The sequence below is a fragment of the Achromobacter sp. Marseille-Q0513 genome (assembly GCF_018195695.1).
Lineage (GTDB): Bacteria > Pseudomonadota > Gammaproteobacteria > Burkholderiales > Burkholderiaceae_B > Achromobacter.
Genome location: NZ_JAGTJY010000009.1, coordinates 1 through 19,876, shown reverse-complemented (window position 1 = coordinate 19,876; position 19,876 = coordinate 1). Strand labels below are relative to the sequence as shown.

33 protein-coding genes are annotated in these 19,876 nt (G+C 63.8%); 21 read left to right on the top strand and 12 right to left on the bottom strand.

Annotated features, from left to right (window positions below; translation table 11 throughout):
• Nucleotides 1-64: 64 nt before the first annotated feature.
• The 12 genes from KDH83_RS03835 to KDH83_RS03780 form a co-directional block, all read right to left on the bottom strand.
• Nucleotides 65-1,339 carry a phage minor head protein gene (locus tag KDH83_RS03835; RefSeq protein WP_053497715.1) on the bottom strand — a complete coding sequence of 425 codons (1,275 nt, stop codon included), beginning with the start codon at nt 1,337-1,339 and terminating at the stop codon, nt 65-67.
• A 1-nt stretch (nt 1,340) separates the two neighbouring features.
• Entirely contained in the window at nt 1,341-2,954 is a 1,614-nt protein-coding gene (locus tag KDH83_RS03830) for a DUF935 domain-containing protein (RefSeq protein WP_053497717.1), read from the bottom strand.
• 20 nt (nt 2,955-2,974) lie between these two features.
• Complete coding sequence (locus tag KDH83_RS03825) at nt 2,975-4,777, bottom strand: hypothetical protein (RefSeq protein WP_230846573.1); 1,803 nt, start codon at nt 4,775-4,777, stop codon at nt 2,975-2,977.
• Nucleotides 4,777-5,055 (bottom strand): hypothetical protein, encoded by a 279-nt coding sequence (locus KDH83_RS03820; protein WP_053497719.1) that lies wholly within the window; start codon nt 5,053-5,055, stop codon nt 4,777-4,779. Before KDH83_RS03820 ends, KDH83_RS03825 begins: the two co-directional genes overlap by 1 nt.
• A complete protein-coding gene (locus KDH83_RS03815; protein ID WP_053497722.1) occupies nt 5,052-5,630 on the bottom strand; it encodes a DUF3486 family protein in 579 nt (192 codons plus the stop codon). Before KDH83_RS03815 ends, KDH83_RS03820 begins: the two co-directional genes overlap by 4 nt.
• Before the next feature lie 3 nt (nt 5,631-5,633).
• Complete coding sequence (locus KDH83_RS03810; RefSeq protein ID WP_033454018.1) at nt 5,634-5,942, bottom strand: hypothetical protein; 309 nt, start codon at nt 5,940-5,942, stop codon at nt 5,634-5,636.
• The gene (locus KDH83_RS03805; RefSeq protein ID WP_053497724.1) at nt 5,932-6,324 is read right to left on the bottom strand and encodes a hypothetical protein; all 393 of its coding nucleotides are present in this window, start codon (nt 6,322-6,324) and stop codon (nt 5,932-5,934) included. The genes KDH83_RS03810 and KDH83_RS03805 overlap by 11 nt, the downstream gene beginning before the upstream one ends.
• A gap of 111 nt (nt 6,325-6,435) precedes the next feature.
• Nucleotides 6,436-6,870, bottom strand: coding sequence for a hypothetical protein (locus KDH83_RS03800; protein ID WP_155492270.1), 435 nt, complete (start codon nt 6,868-6,870; stop codon nt 6,436-6,438).
• Nucleotides 6,867-7,499, bottom strand: a complete 633-nt coding sequence (locus KDH83_RS03795; RefSeq protein ID WP_053497728.1) for a transglycosylase SLT domain-containing protein — start codon at nt 7,497-7,499, stop codon at nt 6,867-6,869. Before KDH83_RS03795 ends, KDH83_RS03800 begins: the two co-directional genes overlap by 4 nt.
• The gene (locus KDH83_RS03790; protein WP_053497729.1) at nt 7,499-7,870 is read right to left on the bottom strand and encodes a putative holin; all 372 of its coding nucleotides are present in this window, start codon (nt 7,868-7,870) and stop codon (nt 7,499-7,501) included. The genes KDH83_RS03795 and KDH83_RS03790 overlap by 1 nt, the downstream gene beginning before the upstream one ends.
• Before the next feature lie 98 nt (nt 7,871-7,968).
• On the bottom strand, nt 7,969-8,337 hold the full coding sequence (locus KDH83_RS03785) for a hypothetical protein (protein WP_053497731.1): 369 nt from the start codon (nt 8,335-8,337) through the stop codon (nt 7,969-7,971).
• Between the two features lie 166 nt (nt 8,338-8,503).
• A complete protein-coding gene (locus tag KDH83_RS03780; RefSeq protein WP_155492271.1) occupies nt 8,504-8,923 on the bottom strand; it encodes a helix-turn-helix transcriptional regulator in 420 nt (139 codons plus the stop codon).
• 114 nt (nt 8,924-9,037) lie between these two features.
• On the opposite strand from KDH83_RS03780, the gene KDH83_RS03775 reads away from it, so the two are divergent.
• The 21 genes from KDH83_RS03775 (at nt 9,038) to KDH83_RS03675 (ending at nt 19,662) form a co-directional block, all read left to right on the top strand.
• Nucleotides 9,038-9,289 carry a helix-turn-helix domain-containing protein gene (locus tag KDH83_RS03775; RefSeq protein ID WP_053497735.1) on the top strand — a complete coding sequence of 84 codons (252 nt, stop codon included), beginning with the start codon at nt 9,038-9,040 and terminating at the stop codon, nt 9,287-9,289.
• Nucleotides 9,286-9,489: a hypothetical protein gene (locus tag KDH83_RS03770; RefSeq protein ID WP_053497737.1), complete on the top strand. Its 204-nt coding sequence runs from the start codon at nt 9,286-9,288 to the stop codon at nt 9,487-9,489. The genes KDH83_RS03775 and KDH83_RS03770 overlap by 4 nt, the downstream gene beginning before the upstream one ends.
• Complete coding sequence (locus KDH83_RS03765; RefSeq protein ID WP_053497740.1) at nt 9,486-9,791, top strand: helix-turn-helix domain-containing protein; 306 nt, start codon at nt 9,486-9,488, stop codon at nt 9,789-9,791. Before KDH83_RS03770 ends, KDH83_RS03765 begins: the two co-directional genes overlap by 4 nt.
• Entirely contained in the window at nt 9,788-10,018 is a 231-nt protein-coding gene (locus KDH83_RS03760; RefSeq protein WP_053497742.1) for a hypothetical protein, read from the top strand. The genes KDH83_RS03765 and KDH83_RS03760 overlap by 4 nt, the downstream gene beginning before the upstream one ends.
• Nucleotides 10,019-10,023: 5 nt before the next feature.
• Nucleotides 10,024-10,905, top strand: a complete 882-nt coding sequence (locus tag KDH83_RS03755) for a hypothetical protein (RefSeq protein ID WP_053497744.1) — start codon at nt 10,024-10,026, stop codon at nt 10,903-10,905.
• 10 nt (nt 10,906-10,915) lie between these two features.
• Nucleotides 10,916-12,721, top strand: coding sequence for a DDE-type integrase/transposase/recombinase (locus tag KDH83_RS03750; protein ID WP_212312895.1), 1,806 nt, complete (start codon nt 10,916-10,918; stop codon nt 12,719-12,721).
• A gap of 8 nt (nt 12,722-12,729) precedes the next feature.
• On the top strand, nt 12,730-13,917 hold the full coding sequence (locus tag KDH83_RS03745) for an AAA family ATPase (RefSeq protein WP_053497747.1): 1,188 nt from the start codon (nt 12,730-12,732) through the stop codon (nt 13,915-13,917).
• Nucleotides 13,908-14,210, top strand: coding sequence for a hypothetical protein (locus tag KDH83_RS03740; RefSeq protein ID WP_053497749.1), 303 nt, complete (start codon nt 13,908-13,910; stop codon nt 14,208-14,210). Before KDH83_RS03745 ends, KDH83_RS03740 begins: the two co-directional genes overlap by 10 nt.
• Entirely contained in the window at nt 14,200-14,481 is a 282-nt protein-coding gene (locus KDH83_RS03735; RefSeq protein WP_053497751.1) for a hypothetical protein, read from the top strand. Before KDH83_RS03740 ends, KDH83_RS03735 begins: the two co-directional genes overlap by 11 nt.
• Nucleotide 14,482: 1 nt before the next feature.
• Nucleotides 14,483-14,857, top strand: coding sequence for a hypothetical protein (locus tag KDH83_RS03730; RefSeq protein ID WP_053497752.1), 375 nt, complete (start codon nt 14,483-14,485; stop codon nt 14,855-14,857).
• Nucleotides 14,854-15,042, top strand: coding sequence for a hypothetical protein (locus KDH83_RS03725; protein ID WP_053497755.1), 189 nt, complete (start codon nt 14,854-14,856; stop codon nt 15,040-15,042). Before KDH83_RS03730 ends, KDH83_RS03725 begins: the two co-directional genes overlap by 4 nt.
• Complete coding sequence (locus KDH83_RS03720) at nt 15,039-15,671, top strand: DUF3164 family protein (RefSeq protein ID WP_053497757.1); 633 nt, start codon at nt 15,039-15,041, stop codon at nt 15,669-15,671. Before KDH83_RS03725 ends, KDH83_RS03720 begins: the two co-directional genes overlap by 4 nt.
• Nucleotides 15,672-15,673: 2 nt before the next feature.
• The gene (locus tag KDH83_RS03715) at nt 15,674-15,895 is read left to right on the top strand and encodes a hypothetical protein (protein ID WP_249204816.1); all 222 of its coding nucleotides are present in this window, start codon (nt 15,674-15,676) and stop codon (nt 15,893-15,895) included.
• A gap of 169 nt (nt 15,896-16,064) precedes the next feature.
• Nucleotides 16,065-16,457 carry a Mor transcription activator family protein gene (locus tag KDH83_RS03710; protein ID WP_053497759.1) on the top strand — a complete coding sequence of 131 codons (393 nt, stop codon included), beginning with the start codon at nt 16,065-16,067 and terminating at the stop codon, nt 16,455-16,457.
• A gap of 66 nt (nt 16,458-16,523) precedes the next feature.
• Entirely contained in the window at nt 16,524-16,892 is a 369-nt protein-coding gene (locus tag KDH83_RS03705) for a hypothetical protein (protein ID WP_196357769.1), read from the top strand.
• Nucleotides 16,885-17,577 (top strand): DUF2786 domain-containing protein, encoded by a 693-nt coding sequence (locus KDH83_RS03700; RefSeq protein ID WP_053497762.1) that lies wholly within the window; start codon nt 16,885-16,887, stop codon nt 17,575-17,577. The genes KDH83_RS03705 and KDH83_RS03700 overlap by 8 nt, the downstream gene beginning before the upstream one ends.
• 1 nt (nt 17,578) lies before the next feature.
• Complete coding sequence (locus tag KDH83_RS03695) at nt 17,579-17,776, top strand: hypothetical protein (protein ID WP_053497764.1); 198 nt, start codon at nt 17,579-17,581, stop codon at nt 17,774-17,776.
• The gene (locus tag KDH83_RS03690; RefSeq protein WP_081004522.1) at nt 17,773-18,387 is read left to right on the top strand and encodes a regulatory protein GemA; all 615 of its coding nucleotides are present in this window, start codon (nt 17,773-17,775) and stop codon (nt 18,385-18,387) included. Before KDH83_RS03695 ends, KDH83_RS03690 begins: the two co-directional genes overlap by 4 nt.
• Complete coding sequence (locus tag KDH83_RS03685) at nt 18,384-18,647, top strand: hypothetical protein (protein ID WP_155492272.1); 264 nt, start codon at nt 18,384-18,386, stop codon at nt 18,645-18,647. Before KDH83_RS03690 ends, KDH83_RS03685 begins: the two co-directional genes overlap by 4 nt.
• Nucleotides 18,644-18,844, top strand: coding sequence for a hypothetical protein (locus KDH83_RS03680; RefSeq protein ID WP_053497768.1), 201 nt, complete (start codon nt 18,644-18,646; stop codon nt 18,842-18,844). Before KDH83_RS03685 ends, KDH83_RS03680 begins: the two co-directional genes overlap by 4 nt.
• Entirely contained in the window at nt 18,841-19,662 is an 822-nt protein-coding gene (locus tag KDH83_RS03675; protein ID WP_053497770.1) for a hypothetical protein, read from the top strand. Before KDH83_RS03680 ends, KDH83_RS03675 begins: the two co-directional genes overlap by 4 nt.
• Nucleotides 19,663-19,876 lie beyond the last annotated feature (214 nt).

Below are 19,876 nucleotides of genomic sequence, written 5' to 3'. Positions count from 1 at the left end.
TACCGCGTTTTCGGGTGTGCACCTGATGTGGCCGGAGTGGCTGCTGCTCGCCCACCGCCGTCACCTATTGCAGCTTGGAGAGACCGGTGCGGTCAAACGATGCGGGGTCGATCACTTCCATCGAGACCACGCCATTGGCCCCGGCCTTGCCGCGCGCCTGGCCGGTGAGGTCCACGACAACCTTCACCACGCGTTGTGAATCGGAGGGGGAGGTACATAGCAGCACCGCGTGATGCCCGTCCAGCCATGCCTCACCGACCTGGCGCAACAGCGTCGGCAGCTGCGCGACGAGTGCGGCGCCAGCGTCCGTGGCCGGACCAGGAGCATCTTGCCCATCACCCAGCATGCTCCGCAGCTTTGTCATGTCGACGTGAATCGTGCCGCGGGCGCCCGCGCCGCGCAGCTGCCCGGCGCCCTGCAACGCGTCGACCTGGTCGCTGGAGAATGCACCGACCACGCGACGCTGCCCAACCGTGCGGCGTTCACCGCGGGTGTAGCGGCCGACGAAGTCGTTGAACTCGGCCTGTACCAGCGGTGCCCATTGATCGGTGCCGTCGGCCAGCATGCGCGCGGCCGTGCGTGGCTCGGCCGCGTCCGCCTTGTCCATCAACGCCCGGGCCAGACTTTCGCGGCGCAGGCCTGGCCGATAGTTGAAGGCCGGATGCACGCCCACCGGCACATCCATGGTTTCGCCCGTGCGAGTGTTCGTGTACTCGACATACCGCTCGGGCGGCGCCTCGCTGACCTCAAGGCCCATCTGGCTCACCTGGCGCGCGGTCAGCTGCAGCACCCCGCACTTGCAGCCCCATTCCTTGACCGGCATATGCGATTGCCACCAGGGATCGTCTGCACGCAGGACGCGGCCGGCAAAGGCTGCATGCGACAAGCGAGGGTGCTCGCTCGAGCTGCGCAAGTACTGCAGGTAGGGAAACAGCTCGATGTTGCGCTGGATCCGCTCGGACTGCCCCTCGGAATACGCGGTGGAAACGTTGGTGTCAAATATCTTGCGCAACCTGGCATCGCTGCCAAGCTGCGCATTGACCGTCTCGCCGGTGACCGGATCGACCATCTCGCGCTTGCCCCACCAGCCCTTGTCCTGCAGCTGCGGGCCGAGCGTGCGCCGAAAGTCCTGAAACGTGGTGCCCTCGGCGATCGCGCGGTCGGTGGCACCGCGGATGTCCTTCAGCACATCCAGCCGCATCGCCTTGGCCACAGTGAAGGCGGCCGCGTGTTCCTGGGCAGGCATGTCCTGCCAGGCGAACGCCATCCGATAGCCCTTCTGGCGAAAGAACTCGACAGCCTCTCGCGGCGGCAGCGGCTCCAGCTCGATGGCGGCCATGTCAGGTGCGTCCGCCGTTGGTCAAGTTGCCCCAGAGGCGGGCCGCCAGCGTGCCGCGGCTGAGCAGGTCCACCAGCGCCGTGGCGTCCATCGCGGCCAGGCGCTCCTCGACGGCCACCTGGAAGTCCTCGAACGACGTGCTGCTGTCCAGCGCTTCCTGGATCGCCTTCTGGATGGGATCAGGCTTGGCCTGCCACTCATCGAGCATGGCATCGACCAGGCTGTCGATCGCGTCGGCCGCCGCGTTGGTCGGATCGCCCGGTGCAGCCTTCAACCGGGCCAGCTGCGCGGGAGCGGGTTGGCGTCGGCCTCCAGCAGCCAACCCTGCGAGCCCGCCGGCGCCATCGCCAAATGATGGCGAAACGGGCTGCAGGATCGCATCCTTTTCTTCGGCCATCGGGATCTTGAGCTTACTGTGCGCCCAGTCCGCTTTGATCCGCATGCCCATGTTCACCAGCTTGGGTAGCGAATCGGCGAGCAACTTGATGTCTTCGGGCTGCTGCGTGTCGAGTACCAGGCGCGGGCACCGGTGCAACGACGTGCGGCCCCGGTTGACCGCCAGGATCGGGTACACCAGCTGGCGAGTCAGGGTGGTAGCAAGCTGGCGCGCGTCGGATTTCTTCAGGTCGTGGCGCAATTCGTTGTGCACCTTGCCCAGGGCCTGCGTGCCGTGCTCGCCTTCGCCGCTGGTGAGCGTGCCTCCCAGGACCGCCTTGCTCGTGCTGCGCTCCATGAGGCTGATCATGCTGTCAAACGGCGTGGACTCACCCTTGGCAGCTTCCTTGAACTCGATCTTCATGCCCTCGGGCACGATGGCCGCGGCGTCGTGGCCAATGCCGATCACGGCGCGCAAGAGTGTCGCCCGCGCCTTGTCGTCAGACGTGTTGGGGTTGTACGTGCCCAGGCGCAGCGGCAACCCGTAGATCTCCAGGAACTCGGCCAGGTCGCGCACGGCAAAGTTCTTGAACAGCCACGGCCAGGCAAGCACACGAAACAGGCCCGTGCGGGCGATGTAGCCGCTGCGCGAGCGGTGCGTGTGCATGATCCAGCCGAAAGGCCAGAGCGGCTCTCCATCCGCACTGTTGTCGCGCAGGCGCAGTTCGTTGCGACCCAGGCCCGGGGAGATGGGCGTACGAAACCACCCTTGAGGGCGAAACGTTGCCGTGACCGGCATGCGCGTTTTCTCGATCGTGTCCCATCCGAGCTCAATCGGTGAAAAGCCATGGCCGACTGCATCGGTCATGTCAAAAAGGATGTCCTCCATCTCCAGGCCCTGCAGCACCTCGGTCACGAAGGCCGCTTCGTCCTGTTCCGCACTGGTGGGATTCGCGGGCGGCTCGATCGACCAGTCGAGCTGGCTGACCGTCAGGCGGCGCGTCTGCATGACGCTGAAGAGGTGCGCATCTTTTTCCTCCATGTCGGCGAACATCTCGTGCTGTGCCGTGATGTCGCCCGTCTCGGCCTGCTGCAGGATCTGCGCGAGCCGCGGCGGGGTGAGCCCGCGTGTGGGGTGGTTCTCCCATTCGGATTGCAGGTGCCCCAGCCGAGCCGTCTGCGGCTCCTCCAGGTGCATGCTGGTGATCGGGCGGCCGAATTGATCAACGATTTGAGCCATGAATCTCTCTCTGTCGGGTCTCAACCCAAACCTGCGACGGTTCCCCGGTGGACCGAAGCCCCGGCAAGCCGTTTACGCGTGTTTATAAAGGCCCTCAGGCGCGCGACTGGGGTCAGCGTAGCCACCCACCCCAAAAAACGCCCCAAAAGGCCGGAAATTTGAAGTGCCTCGCGCCACGCGCCGTCGCCGGCCCGCGGGGTGTCGTCGTCGAGTTCACCAGGCAATGCATCCCAGCGGCTCGTTTGGCGCGGCACCGGCGTGTAATCGATGGGTGCGGCAAGGTTCATCGTGGCGAACCACAGCAACGCCAGCATCACCGCAGAGTCCCCGTGGCGGGTCAGTTCCGGATCCTTCAGATCCTTGCGCCGCAGTTTGACCACCATCGGTATGCCCTCGACATCCTCGATCGCACGAAGGTCGGCCGCCACGTTGGCGTCACGCGGCAGGTCGATCATCCCGTCCTCGAACCCCTGGATCAGCTTGGGCATCCAGGTGCCGTACCAGGCGCGGTTCAGCTTGATCTGGTGGACGTGGTCGTGCCCGAACTTGTCGGCCGTGTACTCGGCCAGTGTTTCGCCCGAGCCAGTGGCGTCCATGGCGCCACCGCAACGACGCGGCAGCTTCTCGATGATGTGCCAGATCACCTGTTCCTGCTGGCGGGTCGGAACCTTGTGCATCTCGACGACGAACACCACCCGCCGGCGCAGGTTCGCCTCGATCTGACCCACGCCGAACGCCGAGAAGTCACGATGACGCGCGAAGTCCTGGGCGAAAACGCTTTGCAGTTTGGGATCGAGCAGCGCCAGGGCGGGTTCAACCTGGCGGCGAATCCAGTCCTCGACGAATGAGCGGCGCTCGGCCTCGCTCTTGCGCACGAAGTCATCGTCAAGCGCCAAGCGCACGACCGGCCGCTCCTCGGCCATGGCGTTCTCGATCCAGACGCCAGGCAGGCTGACGCCGCTGCCGTCGCGCGGGATGGCATCGAGCTCTTCGCGCATGGCCGCCTTGCGCACCCCATAGGCATTGCGGATCTTGCTGTACCACTCTTTCTTCCCCTCGGCCGTGGCCGGCGTGCCCTTCATGAAGCACACGCGTTCGTACAAGCCGTTGGTGACCGCATCGTCGAACGTGACCGTCACAACGGCCGCATCTTCACCATAACGACCGGCCTCGATGTCGCGGCACAACTGAGCGAACGGGTTGTTTTTGCCGTTGTGGGAGCTGATGATCGTGATCTGGCCGCCCCAAATCAGGAGCGCGGTGGCCGCTTCCAGCACACCCTGCACGTCCGGATGGAACGCTGCCTCGTCGATGACGACGTGGCCCTGCAGGCCCCGGATGTTCGCCGGCCGGCTGGACAGGGCGCACACCTGAAAGCCGCTGGCAAACCGGATGCGATACGCGGTGATGTGCTTGGTCTTACCGCCCTCATCCTGGTCTTCGAAGAGGAACTCCTCGACGCCCGTGACGCCTTCGCCCTGGGCACGCGCGATCACCCGGGCGAACTTGGCGCAATAGCCGATCGCCTCCAGACCCTTTTCCTTGGTGTCGCCGATGTAATAGACGTTGTCGCCGCCAGCGGACTTGCGGGCCGCCGCCACCAGCGTCTTGTTCAGCATGGTGCCGAAGGTTATACCGGTACGACGGCCTTTCGGAATGGCGATGATCGACGCCTTGAGGGCGGCGACTTGGCGCTGGTGCAGCATCAGAATGCCGTCGGCCAGCGGATTGAAGTTGTCCGAGATCGAACGCACGCTGGCGGGTAGGTCGTCCCATTCCAGGATGCGCAGAGTGGAGGCCAGGGGTTTGATGACGGCGGCCATCAACGATCACCTCCAGGCAGAGGCGTGATCGGGCCCGTCACCACCAGCGGGATCTGGATATCTCGGTCGGGCGCGACGACTGCGGCGACCTTGACGAACACTCTGAACAGCGCTCCGGCCAGGCTCAACACCCACTCGGAGATGCCGTTGCGCTCGACCACCAACGGGGCCTCGCCTTCGAGGTCGCCGAGAAAGACGGGCACGACGCCGCAGAACCAGCCGTAGTGCGTGAGGCGCGTGCCGAGTTCTTTGTTGGGGATCTGGAAGAGGATGCTCATGGTGCGTTGATACCCAGGAAGTCGCGGCGCCAGAAGTCGACCTGCTCGGCGCTCATGCCCTGGGCCTTGGCGACCTCCTGCAGCTTGGCGTCCTGCTGGGCGAGCAGCGCGCGCCGCGCACGCTCCTCGGCCTCGGCCTGGAACTTCTTCAGGTTGACCGAACTGCGCGCCAGCGTGGCGATGTTCTTTGCGGCCTTGCTCAACAGCTCCACGCGCTTGCCGGAGTCGGTCTCTTCGTCGGCTTCCTGCAGCTCAATGATGGCTTCGAAGAGCTCGGTTTGCACCAGGGCCGTCAGCGCTTCACTGCGGGCGTCGATCTCGTCGCCCGCATGCGCACGGATGAGCTTGGCCGCCTCGGTGCTGGCCCTGATAGCCGCCAGGCGACGCTCCAGCTTCTGGCCGTAACGCCCGATGGCACTGCGGCTGGGGAGCGACCCGGCATTGGCCTCGGCCGGAAAGCGCTCGCGCAGATCCTCGATCAGGCTATCGAGCGTATGGCAACCGGTGGCCAGTTGCGCCTCGATATAGGTCTTGATCTCTGCCGGCAGGCGGTGAATGCTGCTTTTGCCAGCCATGGTTCACCAGTACTTGACGGGCCGGGCGATGCCAGGCTCACAGTCGATGGTGTATTCGGCGACGTCGGTGCCATACCGCGTGAGGTCGGCAAACCACTTGCCGTCCGGGCGCTTCTCCAGCTTAACCAGGTCGCGGTCCGACAGGTAGTCGAGCTCGCGGCGCAGTTCCAACGGCGTGGCGTCCGGATACTCGGATTGCGCCACCGACAGGATCGGCCCTTCAAAGGCGCCGATCGGACGTGCGTTGTTCAGGGTCAACAGGATCAGCCAGCGCAGCGATTCGCGGCGCGAGCGGGCCAGGTCAATTTGCATTTTGTTTTCCATCCAACACTCCCCGCAACTGCAGGTTCTCGATCTTCACGGCCAACCCATCCAGCTTGGCCTCGACAACGCTCTGGCCGCGGATGTAGTCCTCGCGGCGCACATACTGCAAGGCCATGTCGCGCTGCATCTGCAAGAACTCTCGTTCAACGCGCTGCCACTCGCCGGCTTCCAGCTTGGCTGACTCCTCGAGCTTGTCCAGCCGATGCTGCACCTGCTCATGGTTTGCCGAACGCGCATCTTCCTGCGCACGAAAGCGCAGATCGATATGGCGCAACATCTGCGTGAGCAGCAACCGACCCGCGCCGGCGCAAGCCCCAAAGAAACCAATCAGCAGCGTGATGAGCTGCCAGACTTCCAATTCGATCTTCACCGATCCTTCCCCGGCTTGTTGATGTAGTCCACGGTGTCCACGTGCTTGCCTGCGCAGGTGCCGTACAGGCCGTACATCGCCTCCAAGGCGACCGCGGCCGCTGCGTCCGAGTCATCGACCGGACGCACGACCGGCTGACACCGCGTGGCCAGTTCCGCTGGCAGCAAGACCGCCGGCCGCCAGGGCATCGGCTCGGTCTGCCGCGGCGCCGAGGATCCGCATGCTGTCAGCATCAAAGCGGCACTGCACAGCACCAGCCGGACGAGATTTCGCAATCGCATTCTTGAGCTCCGTATTCGACGTCTTGTTCTGCTGCTCCAGGCCCGTCATCGCCGTGCGCAGTTCCTTGTTCATCGCCGTGCTGCCCGAGACGTCGGCGCGTAGCGCATCGAGGCCCTTGGCGAGCGAGTCGACCTGGCGGGCGTCGTGCGCAGCCTGTGTTTCGAGAACGCCACGCTCATGGCCATTGGCCTCGCCGCGCCAGTAGCCCAGGCCCGCCGCGAGCGCGCCTAGCGCGATCGCCCAGCCCACGATGTTCAGATTCACGGGCATACGCCAGGCCCCCAGGATGCCGCAACATAGGTCGGCTGATGGTGGTGGATGATGCGGTCGGGATAGGCCCGGTTCTCGCGCCAGTTGGCCGCCGATCGGCCCGCATTGACCGTCTCGACCGATCCCCACCAGATGAGCGGGTCAAGCCCCGCACTCGATGCTCGTTTCTGGTCACGCGAGATCCAGCCCAGCCCGCCGTTGTAGGCCGACAATGTCATCGCCATGCGCTCGCAGTCATCACGGGCGCGGATGCGGTCGTAGAGATAGCGGTCGTAGGTCACCAGGGCGCGCAGCGCCCAGGATGGATTGAAAGGGGCGTTCTGCGCCAGCGCGGGGTAGAGCCCAGCGATCCAGCTGGAGGTCGCCGGCATGAACTGGGCCATGCCTTGCGCGCCCACGACAGAAACCGCACCAGGGCGCCAGGCGCTTTCTTGGTGGATCTGGGCCGCGAACATCGAGACCGGTGCGTCCATGCCCCAAACGACACGGGCGTTACGCACGAGCTCCGATCGGTACTGATGGGCAGCGCGCGGCACGTCGGCCGCTGGCGCCGGCAATGCCGTGCAACTGGCCACAAGCAGGACGATCAGGTGTCGACCGAAGCGGAGGAGCTGCTGGCGCATCACAGCCCCAGCGCGACAGCCAGAATGACGGCGGCCGCGATCGCCGTACGGCGGATCGTGGCAACCATGAAGGGGATTTCGTAGCCGTCGGCGATCGGGTGGTCAACACGGTGCGAGCCGATGCATGCGCCGCAGCGCCAATCACGCACCAGGTAGCCGTCAGGCCGTGCATAGGGGAACAGTGCGCGGTCGATCCAGTAGGAGCCGACGGCCGCCAGGCTGATCAGGCTCAGCTTATAGATCGCGACAGGGACTTGCTGGGGGGAAACGATGCCGATCACGACGATCAGCAATGCGGCGACGATGAGCCAAGTGGTCAGGCGCGGAAGGCGGCGACGCAGGGGAACAGTGGGGTATACGGTACGGACCAAGGCAGCACTCCAGAGCAAGAAAAAGGGCGGCGAGCAGAATGAACCTGCATCGTGCCGCCCGCGTGCTTGGAGTGCTATTAAATGGATTTACTGCGACGCTACTGCCGCGGCGTGTCGATGTGCTTCAACAGGAGTTCGGCCTTCATCTGGGCGATGGAAAGCAAATCTGGAGGCAGCTTTCCGCAATAGGTGTTGTAGTTGCTCATGTCGGTTTCGTCAGCCTGTTCCGTAGTCAAGATGACCATCCTCCATGCGCATGCCAATACCGGATTCTTCTTTTGATCGGAGAACCGATCCGAGTATCCGAAGGCGAGGTTCCGCTGCGCCTGATAGTCGCCTGCGAGAGCTTTCTGCTTGAGGACCGCCAGGTTCTCAGCAGCGTGAGCAGGGGTGAAGATCAGCATCAGTGCAGTGGCCAATGCGGCCGCCACATTGATTCGACATTGTGTCTTAAAGATGTATGCCATCACCAGATTCCTCCCTATTCGAGCAAGGTGACCCTGACATTGTTGGTTGCGTCGTTTTTTAAAACGAAGATCACCAGCATTGCAGATTCAACATTGATACGTGGCTTTTGATTAGTGATCGATCCAGTATCGGAAGCCGTCTGATTGATGGTGATACAGCGTTGGCTCACTTCTTATCTCCCATGTTCAGCTTGAATTTCTTGTTTATCACCTTTCCGCCGCTGACGTGCTGATTGACGCTGCGGGCGCTCTGCACCGGGTCTCCGCCTCGATGCGCCATCGCAGCAGCAGTGCGTCGGATAACAGCTTGGTCAGCTACCGAACAGGCGTCGTAGTCCGCAACCAGCGCTCGGTGTTCTGGGGCGATTGGTGCGGGCGGAGCAAACGAGCGGGAACCGGTAAGCACATAGAGGACGTCCACACCGGCACGCGCAATTGCTTCCAGATAATTCGCATCTGGCGAGCGCTCACCCTTTTCGTACTTAAGCTGCGCCTGTTTCTGGACGCCACCAGCCGAACCAAGCTCAGCTTGGTTCATACCCAGTCGCTGCCGTTCCTCGCGCAGCCGCTCTCCCAAATTACTCAATTGGGTATCCTCAAAACGACTTGACAAGTACGCATTTGCGTACCATCATTCACCCTCAAGAACCTACCTGGTTCCCGACCCTTAAAACCACACCCCGCGAGGATAGCAGACGCCATGCATCCTGAATTGATCAAGGCCTCGATTCGCATGAAGGGCACCACGCCCACTGCGCTGGCCGCCAAACTGAAGGTCGCTCCCACCACGGTCTTCGAAGTCATCTCCGGCCGTACAAGGTCGGCGCGCATCGAGCGTGCCATCGCCGATCTGATTGGCCAGCCCATTTCCACCCTCTGGCCGAGCCATGCTCAGCCCAAGCGGATCAATCGCCGCCTGAAGGCCGCTGCTCCCCGTAGGGCGGCAGCATGAAGATCAAGGTCAAGTACACCCGCACACACGATCAGCGCCCTCTGGTTACCTTGGACGGCGGCCCCTTCGTTGGCGTCGAACTAACACTGGAACGGCTGCACGCCCTCGCGCAGATGCTCGACCAGGTCGAGCACGTCGCAGAGCACCGCCCGGTCAAAGGCCGCTTGTGGATGCCTGCAACTTCGGAGTTCACGATATGAACGAAGCGCCCATCAACAGCGCACAGCGCGTGCTGCGCATTTGGAAGGCACTGCGTGGTCACACGCTGACCGGATTGTCCAACCAGGAGATTGCCGCGATGACGGGCGAATCGCCGACGAACGTCACCCGCGCGCTGGCAACCCTGATGACCGAGGACCTGGTCACAAAGTACGAGAACGGCCGTTACGCGCATGGCATGGCAACGCTCCAGTTCGCCCAGGCCCACGCCGACCACTGCGCGCGGATGTCCGCTCGCATCACCGAGATCAACCAGCGAATCGCGGCCGGGACGCAGCTGTGACCCAGGCCAGGCCCGTCGATCACCACACGACCGTCGATATCTACATCGCGGGCAGATCGGAGTATCGCGTGCGCGTGAACCGCATTCCCACGACCGAAGCCGACGTGGCATTTGCGGTTGCCCGCGACATGCTCCTCGAAGTGCTCAAGCACGTCGGCCAGCCGCACGCGCTGCGCATGGAACTGGTCGACGTTCAACCCATTCATGAATCCCCGACAAAAGGATAGTCACCATGGCACGTCCGAAGAATTCCCCCTCCGTCGCTCCTGACACGGCCAAGCCCGCCGCAGATATCGAGGCGGCGCAGGTCCAGGCGGCCGAACGCTCTGCATTGGTCCTCAAGCAGTTCGGTGACGGCTTGCCCTTTGACCTGCCGCGCTACGAACACGTCATTCGCACCCACCTGGCGCGTAGCGCCGACGAAATGCTCGCGGCCGGTCGTGCGTTGCTGGTGGTGCGCGAACATGTGCCGCACGGGGATTGGCGTGATTTCCTGTCCCGTCTCGGCCTCGAACCCCGCCTCGCGCAGCGCATGAGCCAGGCAGCGCTGAAGTTCTCAAATGCGTCGACGTCGACGCATTTGATCGAGGCGGCCGGTAACAAGTCGAAACTTATCGAGCTTCTCGTCCTCGACGACGACCAGGTCGCCGAACTGAATGACGGTGGCACCGTCGCGGGCCTCACGCTCGACGACATCGCCACCATGTCGGTGTCCGATCTGCGCAAGACGCTGCGTGAAGCACGCGCCGAAGCCGAGGCCAACGACAAACTGCTCGCGGAGAAGAACGACCAGATCGATACCCTCAAGAAAGAGCGGGACGCCGCCAATCGCCGCATCAAGGCAGAAAAGCCTGACGCGCAGTTGGTGGGCCTGCACACCGAGGTCGAAGCCGAGCTGGTGGGGCTGGAAGCCACTATTGCCGGCAAGCTGCGCGAAGGCCTGGAAAAACTGTGCGCGGCGTATGTCGAGAACGGTAAGGGCGATGCGCAGCGCACGCGGCTCTTGGCCGCCAGCCTGCGCGCCGTCCAGCAACAGATCGGCGACTTGTTTACCGAGTTCAACCTGCCCCAGGCTGACGGCGACGAACTGCCGGCCTGGGCGCAGGACGAGTAAGGAGGCGACGATGGGAGCCCCCGCCAATGCTGTCATCGCCGAAGAGCTGGCCGACGTCGCCCGTGCCTGGCGCGTTGCGCCGCACGGGCGTAAGGGCGAGATCCTGGCCGGCGCTGCTGCGCGGCTGCAGATGTCGCAGGCCCGGCTTTATCGCCTGCTGGGCGACCTGGTCAGCAAACCGACCCGCAAGCGTCGCTCGGACGCCGGCAAGACCGCACTTCCCGTGGAAGAGGCACAGATGATCGCGGCCGTGCTGCTTGAGCACATGCGCAAGAACGGCAAGATGCTCAAGAGCGTGGCGGCCGCGGTGGAGGTGCTGCGCGCCAACAACATGATCGAAGCGTTGCGCATCAACCCGGCGACGGGCGAAGTTTCTCCCCTGTCAATCTCTACCATCCGCAAGGCGCTGCGCAACTATCGGCTGCATCCGGAGCAACTGCTCGCGCCGGCGCCGGCGATGAGCCTGCGCAGCCTGCACCCGAACCATGTATGGCAGATCGACGCCTCGCGATGCGTTCTGTTCTACCTGCCGCGCGCGTCGAAGGGCGACAACGGCCTGCGCATCATGGACCACACCGACTTCTACAAGAACAAGCCGGCCAACGTCATCAAGGTCATCAACGAGTCGCTGTGGCGCTACGTGGTGACCGATCACACCAGCGGCTGGAACTACTCCACGTACGTCACGGGTGGGGAGAACGCCACCAACCTGGTTGACGTCCTCATCGACGCGATGCATCGTCGCGAAGGTGAAGCCATGTTCGGCGTGCCCCTCATGGTCATGCTCGACCCAGGGTCGGCCAACACCAGCGCGATCTTCAAGAACCTGTGCAAGGCGTTGCGGATCCACGTCCAGATCAACAAGCCGAAGAACCCGCGTGCCAAGGGCCAGGTCGAGAAGGGCCAGGACATCACCGAGCGCGATTTCGAGTCCACTCTGCGGCTGCTGCCGTCCGACAAGGTCGACAGCCTGGAGAAGATCAATGCGCTGGTGGCACGCTGGCGCCGATACTTCAACGGCACGCGAATCCACACGCGCACGGGGCGCACTCGCGACTCCGCCTGGCTGCACATCACACCCGAACAGTTGGTGACCCCGCCGGCAGCGGAGCTCCTGCGGTCACTCGCCCTCAGCGCACCCGAGTCGCGCGTGGTTTCCACGCACTTGCGCGTCAGCTACCGAGGTTCGGACTACGACGTTTCGACGGTCCCCGGCGTTTGCGTTGGCGAGAAGCTGCTCGTCTGCGAGAACCCCTGGGCCCAGGACACCGTCCAGGTCGTCATGAGCGACGACGCGGGCCATGAGGCCTACCAGGTCGTGCAACGTGTCACCTACGACCAGTTCGGCATGGTGGCCGATGCACCCGTTATCGGAGAGAGCTATGCCCGTCACGCCGACACGCCCGCGCAGACCAACGCCAAGGCCCTGGAATTGATGGCGACAGGCACCTCCACCGAGACCGAAGCGAAGGCGGCACGCAAGGCCGGCACCGTCGCCTTCGGCGGGCAGATCGACCCCTTCGCCCACATCGACCAGGCGCTCGAGCACGTGCCCGCCACACTGCCGCGCCGCGGCCGGGATCACGACCTGGTCGCACCGACGGTGCACCTGCCGCCGCTTTCGCACATCCAGGCCGCCAAGCAGCTCAAGTCGGTGTTTCCCGACTGGTCGCCTGAACACTACACACGCCTGCAGGCCCTGTATCCCGAGGGCGTTCCGGCCGATGCCATTGACGCCGCAGTGCAAGCGCTACGCGCGGCCATGGCGCCGGCGCCCATTCAACCGTCCATCGTGCACATCGTGCGCGCCGCCTAGGAAAGCAGATGAGACAGCAGCTGAAACTCAAACGGATCTTGCCGGCGCTCGGCGTGTCGCAAAGCCAGCTTGCGATCGCCGTCGAACTCAGCCCGGCGACGGTCGCTCAACTTGTCAATCACGCCCTATGGCCTCGGGTGCGGCAGCACCAGCTGCGCGAGGCCACGATCCAGTTTTTGAAAGTCCACGGCGCCACCGAGGAACAGATTGCCGTGGCCTTTGAAAAAGAAACGCCACCGCAGGTCAGTGCGGTGGCGCCCGAACAACAGCATACCCCCACGAATGAGGACGAACACATGTCGATTCGCAAGCAGATTCTACACCCTCAGACCCTGCGCCACTTCAAGCTGCCGGGCAACCCCTTTGACGAAGTCGCCAGCAGCGACGAGTTCTACGTCAACGAGCAGCTGCGCTACACGCGTGCCCAGCTGCTGGATGCCTGCAAGCGCGGCGGCTTTGTCGCGGTGGTAGGCGAGTCGGGCTCCGGCAAGACCACGCTGCGCCGCGACCTGCAGGAGCGCGTGCAGCGCGAGGACCTGCCCATCCAGATCATCCGCCCCTACGTGGTCGGCATGGAGCCCGACGACGTCAAGGGCAAGACGCTCAAGGCCAGCGCGATCCTGGACGCCATCATGGCCACGATCGCCCCGCATGAGCCGCTGCGGGCCAGCAGCGACGCGCGGTACCGCCAGCTGGAGAACCGGCTGAAAGAGAGCCACCGCGCGGGTACGCGCCATGCGGTGCTGATCGAGGAAGCGCACGCCATGCCCAAGGCCACGCTGCGCCACCTGAAGCGCTTCGTCGAGCTCGAGGATGGGTTCTCGCGCCTCTTGAGCGTCATCCTGCTCGGACAGAACGAGCTCGCCGAAAAACTCGACCCTCGCGACCCCTCTGTGCGCGAGGTGGTCCAGCGCTGCGAGATCATCACGTTGCCGCCGCTGGGTGAGCACCTGGAAGGCTACCTGCGGTTCCGGCTCAAGCGCTTCGGCGTGGACCTCTCCAAGATCGTGACCGCCGATGGCCTGCAGGCGCTGCGCGAGCGCTTGTGCCCGCCCGTGCCGCGCGGGCACACCGAGCGCTCGTTCCTGTACCCCTTGGCGGTGCACAACCTGCTCACCGCCGCCATGAACCTGGCCGCCGAGAACGGCGCTCCGGCGGTGAGTGCCGACATCGTCATGGAGACGAAATGGAACTGATCGACAACACCACGGCGCCGAGGGTCTATACCCCGGCGCGCATCGCGCAGATAGCGGCTGCCAACGCCGCGGGCCGGGCGCTGCGGATGCTGGGCCTGCGCGTGATAAGCGAGGAGCTGATTCCGGACGACGGTGGCGCGCCCATCTTGCTGCTCGACCTGTGCGGGATGCCCGCTGAGTACCTGCGCGGGATGTGCGAAGCCTCCACGCGCCAGGCCGACGGCCGCATCACGGCGCTGTTTCAGGGCGTGCGCCTGGCAATCCAACAGGACGAGGTGCGCCATGACGGTTGAATTCATGTCGGGCCCGACTTTGGCCAACCCGGCGGCGTTTGACTCGATCGATGAGCTGCGCTACGCGCTGCATGGTGCCAACAAGGACCTGACCAACCTGTTCTTCGAGCATTGCTCGTTGCGCAGTTCCTTCGCCGAGTTGAGCCAGCTGCTCAGCGACATCATGAGCGCCCAGCTGGGCAATGACGAGGAGGCACTGCGCAAGCACATCGCCGCCGCGATCCAGCGCACGCGGTTCGCGCACACCGACACGCCGGCAACGAGGCACTGACATGGCTCGCGTTCGCGCCTTGATGGTCTTTCAGGTTGTGGTGGCCGGGATGCGGCTGCGCGTGCGACTGCTGCCCAGTGTAGCCGACGTGGACGCGGAGTATCGCGGAGGCCGCAGGCGCAGCGATCGCAAGGTCGTTCACGGCTATTTCCAGCCGGCCGCGCCGGGTGCCCGCGTGATCGGGACGGTCGCTGTGCCGCTCTCGGGCAGCAACCTGCGTGAGATCGTTCCCCACGAAGTGTCCCATGCCGTCATCCATCACCTGCAGGGCGTGAGCGCGCGTGACGATGAGACCGCTGCCAGCGCGATCGGGCTGTTGTGCGCGGCAATTTTTTCCAGGCTCGAGGCGTTCGCCGCCTTTCAGGAGACCCCATGAGCAAATCTGACGATGTCGCCGTTGTGGCGCTCATCCGTATCAAGACCGTGTTGCGCCGCCACCAGGCGCCGGCCAGCTCGGTCAGCAAGCACGACGCCATCGTGCAGATCTCGGCCATCGTGGACGAGGCCGCAGCCGAGATCGCCGACTCCATCGCCTCGCCCAACATGAAGGAAGCATCATGACCAGCACCACCGCCAACCGCCCCGACATCCCGCCGGGATTTCGCCTCAAGGCGGACGGTTCGTACGTCCCCGAAGCCCTGGTATCCGATATCGACAAGCTGCGCGACCAGACCATCGAGACGCTCATCGACCAGGCCAAGATCATCAGCACGTTGCTGGCGGATTTCAAGGTCCGCGCGTTTCGCGATATCGAGGCATTTGTCGAGACGAGCGTCGAGCAGTACGGAGTGAAGTCGCGTAGCGTCAAGGGAAACCTGACGCTGACCTCGTTCAGCGGACGCTACATGATCCGGCTGCAGATCCAGGACCGTCTCGTGTTCGACGAGCGCTTGCATGGGGCCAAAACCCTGATCGACGAATGCATCACCTCCTGGTCTGAAGACTCGCGCGACGAGATCAAGGTGCTGGTGAACGATGCATTCCGGGTGGACAAGGCCGGCCAGATCAACACGGCTCGCGTGCTGGGCCTGCGTCGTCTTCCCATCAAAGATGACCGCTGGCAACGTGCCATGGCCGCGATCAGCGACAGCGTGAGCGTGGCCAACAGCAAACCCTATGTGCGCTTCTACGAGCGGCGCGAGGGTTCGGACGAGTACTCGCCGATCTGCCTGGACATCGCGGCGGTGTGATCATGACCATGGCCAGAAATCTGCTTTCGATCGCGCAGTGTGTGGGCTGCGGATGTTCCGACAACGATGCCTGCTGCGACACCAAGGGCAGCGATGTGTGCTACTGGCTGCGGGTTGACCGCACCCTGGGCAAAGGTGTTTGCAGCTGGTGCCCGGAACATGTGCCAGCCTGGGATGCCGGCGAATACGACAGGCGCACCCGCATCGGTCCGATCGATGTATGACCCAGCCGCTCCACACCCCAAGCGATAAGGGGGCCGCGCACGGCTAAATGCGCGGGACGTCCCAGCCTGGCCGGGGGGGGCTCAGATCGACCCCGGATTTTTTTGACATGCACGCTTTCTTGAACGCCTTGCCCTTGTAGGGCGCTCCGGTAAGCGCCAGGAGCCAGAAATGACCATGCCCCCCGACGATACGCCGTCCGTACGACGCCGCCACAAGACCCTGCAGGAGATGGCCGAGCTGTTCGGCATCTTCCTGATCGAGCGCCTTCAGCTTACGGCCGAGGACGCAGCCACACTCGGCGATGAGCTGGTCGATCTGGTGCACCGGCATTACAGCGGCCAGAGCCTGTATTTCCCCAAGGACCGCGGCTATGTCCGGCTGGAGCACGACACCTACATCTGGCACCACCTTCGCCGCGGCAATGCGTCGGAGATCGCCGCGCACCTGGGCGTGAGCTATGTGTATGTCTACCAGCGCTACCGCGTCATGCTGGCCGAGTCGCGGCGCCGCACCCAACCCCAGCTTCCTGGAATGGATTCCCCTGAGACCGACGGTGCGTAGCGCCAGCGGTCCATTTTCGCAGCCGTAGAGAGCCCCCTCATCAACGAGAACACAATGGACACAGCCATGAATCCCATTCAACGCATCCGTACAGTCCTGGATGCCTACAAGACGCCGGGCAGCCCGCTGAGCAAGGCGGCTTGCCTTGCTGAAATCGACTCCATCGTCGCCGACGTCGAGCGTCTCGACCACCTGACGGCTGTGGACGACAGGCTGAAGGTGGATATCCTGCGTGCCAGCATTGTCAACATCGGCCGGCTGCTGCCGGATCGCATGAGCATCGCGTTTACGCGGCTGGATGCGGTCACCATGCTCAAGCAGGTCTTCCCAGATGGCGAGACCCAGGACTGCATTTTCACTGGCCACACGCCGATCTATGCCGTTCCGGTCGTGCCGGCGCTGCGAAGCCTGCCCGAGGATCTCCAACATGGATAAAGACGACATCCTTCGCAAGATCGGGAAGTGCCTGGCGCTTGCAAAGTCCAGCGAGCCGGCCGAGGCCGCTGCAGCGCTGCGCCAAGCGCAAGCGCTGATGCGTGAGCACGGCGTATCGCAGCTGGAAGCTCAGGCGGTCGGTGCTCGTGAGTGCTCGGTCAAGGCCACCGCTCGCAAGCCGAGTAGGCATGAAGCCCACCTTGCTGGCCTTGTGGCCGACTCATTCGGCTGCGAGCTCATCCTCGCGAGCGGCGGAGTCCTCCCCGGTGGAGCGGTGTGGCTGCTGGTCGGCTGCTCGCCCGGTGTCGAGGTGGCACAGTACACCCTGCAGGTGCTGTTGCGGCTGATGGCGCGGGCGCGCGCCGACCACATCAAGGCGAAACTGAAGCGTTGCGGCCCCAAGAATAAGACGGCCCGTGCTGATGCCTTCTGCCAGGGTTGGGTCGCGGCCGTCGCATCTCTCGTACCTCGGCGGATGGAACCCTCGGCAGACCAGAAGACTGCGATCGAGGCGCACATGCAGCTGAATCACCCGAACCTGGACAAGTTCACCCCGCGCAGCCGTGACGCCGGCGCTCGCGGCTGGGCCGACCAGGTCGCGGGCCACCACGCTGGTGCTGGCATCCAGTTGCATCAGGGCGTGGGCGCAAGCGCGGCGCCATTGATGCTTGGACAGGGGAAGTAGCATGGCCAGCCCCACCTCCAAACAGCTTGCCGGTCGCCAACGTCGTAGCCTGCGCGCCATTCGGGAGCGGCTTCTCAACATGGCTGAAGCTTGGGATGGCGTCGATCAGTTCAATATGGGTGAACTGAGCGATCTCGCCGACCACGCTGAGCGAGTATCCGCCCAAATGATGGCCGACGATATCGGGGGGCAGCCGTGAGGGGCGCCTCGGCACCGCGTGCCGCCGAGCGCCAGCGCCTGATCCGGCTTGTACATGTCGCCCAACGCGAACTGAAGCTGGACAAGGAGACCTATCGCGCGGCTCTGCTGACGGTCACCGGCGGCAAGAAGGACTCCTGCTCAGCGATGAGCGCCGAAGAGCTGCAACTGGCCCTGGATCACTTCAAGCGATTTGGCTTCAAGGTGCGTTTGAAGCCGCGCCCCGGTCGGCCGATCGACACCGAGGCTACAAGCAAGAAGATTCGCGCCCTGTGGCTATTGTTGCGCGATCTGGGTGCGGTCAACAACGCCTCCGAGGAGGCCTTGGCCGCCTACGTCAAACGGATCACCGGTGTCGAGGCGCTGCAATGGATTGACGGCGCTCAGGCGGAGCGCACGATCGAAACGATGAAGAAATGGGCGATGCGCATCCTGCCAGAGCGTGTTCGGCATCTCGTCGATCAGGTGCGCGATCGGCAGCTCGAGCCAGCAGTTCTCGGCAAGCTGCAGGCCAAGCTCAACCAGGCCTTCACACGCAACACCTTCGACCCGATGCTTGAAGCCTTCGAGGCCTTGCAAGTGGCGTTGAATCTGGGGAGTACCAAGCCGTGAAACGAGTGCCACGCCTCAAGATCGAGACCGAGCTGGGCACTGAGATCCAGTGCTTTCGTTGCAAGGACTTTTGGCCCGCTGACGGTGAGTTCTTCTACACCGCCAGAGGCAAGCTGCATACCTGGTGCAAGGCCTGCTACCTGAGCGACGAGAAGGTCATCCAGAAGGCCGAGCGATGGAAGGCAAAGCTGCGCGCGGACCGGGCCGCAGCGAATGGCCGAAACTGCGAAGCGAGCCCGGATCAAGGAGCAATCCCATGAGCGAATCCTTCAGATGGGCTTTGGCCCTGACATATTTGGGCAGCCTATTCGGTATGGCCGCCTTTCTGATTTACAAGCGCGCGCCGGGGTGGGGCTGGTTCCTCGCAGTTGTCTGCGTAGTTGTCTCCAGTACCACCATCCACATAGATTCGGATCGGAGCGACGCCACGATGACCATCAGCAAGGAAGCCCGATGACCAATCAGAACAAATCCGCCCAGGCAGCAACGCAGGAAGCCGTGCAGCGCGCACTTGAACTCTATGCTGAGTGCTACGACACGATGACCCGGATTGCGCACCGTGAAGGCCGAGAACCGGTCGTCTCGCCCGTGTCCGTAGCCATCGATATCCGCAGAAACATGGTCAACGCCGTGTTGAGGGCGCTGTCCCTGGTGCGCGCCCCTGTAGCCGGGGAGGCGGTGACGGACGAAATGGTCCAGGCCGGTGCCAAGGCCGCGCGCGAGTATCTCGAGCGGACCGGCGGCAATGCCCCGGCCGAGATCTACAGGGCTATGCGTGCTGCGGCTCCTGCAGCGGCCCAGGCCAGCGCCGAGCACGTGCACAAGGTCCGCGCCGACGCATTTACCGCCGGTTTCATCTGCGCCGGCGGAGATGCAGAGGAAGCCAAGCAACAGGCACCGCAGTTCCAGGCGTGCATTGATGCCGGTCGAGAGCACAACCACAGGCGGACAAGGGCGGATACCGCACTGCCGGTTCCGCTCGGCAGTCTGCAGACGGCTCCTTATAGTCCTTCCTTTCAACATCCACTTTCGGAGCCCGCCAAACCTTATGACCAACAAGACGGCATCCAACGCCTGCGCGATTACGCCGGCACCGTCACTGATGTGGTGGTTACGTCGTTGGCGAGCGTGGCATATCAGTACGCCATGACCCTGAGCTTCGTTGCGCGCACTGCGGACTCGGATCAAGTGGAGAGGGTAGCCCGACGCATGACCGCCAAGCTGGAAGACGAAATCCGTGCCATCATATCCAGCCAAGGCGGCAGTTCGTCCTGACCTTGCGATCGGGCTAAATCAACCGGCCCGATTCTGTAAGGCTCTTGCAATTCCATCCCGATAAATCCCTTCCCATCCCGCGGTATCCCGGATTTATCTCAGCTGTCTCCCCGGATTTATCTCTCTTCTCTTCACGTGGCGGGCGTGGCCCGGGACACCCCGGCTTTACAAGAATAATAATGATTTGCAATAAGCGCCGGTTGCGCCCCAGGCC